A 1,118-nucleotide genomic window follows, 5' to 3' on the forward strand; every position below is an offset into this window, starting at 1 on the left:
GGTATCAATACCAAGCAAAGGCTGTATTTCTTCAACCCAAGCCGAAACTTTCGCTTTCTCTTTAAGATCTTCTTTATTCAGCGCGCTTACTTTAAGCAAAGTTTCCAGTACAAGTAACGGATAAGAACGGGCAAGCTTAGAAATAATGGTTTCTACTTCACGATATTGACCAACTAAGGTTTCTAAACCTTGGCCAGAGATTGAGGGTGTTCCCTCATCAACATATAAATGAGTATCATCTAAAGCTGACTGGGTCAGGTATTGTTCTAAGGCAGCTTCGTCTTTCAGGTACTGCTCCTGCTTGCCCTTCTTAACTTTATATAAAGGAGGCATAGCAATAAAAATATGACCACGTTCTATAATCTCTCGCATCTGACGGAAAAAGAACGTCAATAATAAGGTTCTAATATGAGAACCATCGACATCCGCATCAGTCATGATAATGATGCTGTGATAACGGAGTTTCTCGATGTTGTACTCTTCTCGCCCAATACCACAACCTAAGGCTGTAATTAAGGTGCCAACCTCTGCAGAAGATAGCATCTTATCAAAGCGTGCTTTTTCAACGTTTAATATCTTACCTTTCAGTGGCAGTATTGCCTGTGTTTTTCTGTCCCGGCCCTGTTTGGCTGATCCGCCCGCTGAGTCACCCTCCACTATGTATAGTTCGGAAAGCGCTGGGTCTTTCTCCTGACAATCTGCCAATTTCCCAGGCAAACCAGCAATATCTAGCGCACCTTTACGTCGAGTCATTTCTCTCGCTTTTCGTGCTGCTTCTCTAGCTCTTGCCGCATCAAGCATCTTACCAACCAGGTTCTTGGCTTGTTGTGGCTGCTCTAACAAATAGTCTGCAAACTTAGCAGCCATTTCTTGTTCAACAGCTGTCTTTACTTCGCTCGATACTAACTTATCTTTAGTTTGCGAGCTGAACTTTGGATCGGGAACTTTAACCGAAACAATTGCGGTTAAGCCTTCTCGCGCATCGTCCCCTGTTGTTGAAACCTTTTCTTTCTTACCTAGACCTTCATTCTCGATATAGTTATTCAATGTACGAGTTAGTGCACCACGGAAACCCGCCATATGCGTTCCACCGTCTCGCTGTGGAATATTGTTGGTAT

1 protein-coding gene is annotated in these 1,118 nt (G+C 43.3%); it reads right to left on the reverse strand.

Annotated features, from left to right (window positions below; translation table 11 throughout):
* Positions 1–1,118 (reverse strand): toprim domain-containing protein (locus A3729_RS10415; protein WP_231877408.1); only part of this gene is annotated, 1,118 nt, incomplete at both ends.

Source organism: Oleiphilus sp. HI0043 (assembly GCF_001634935.1).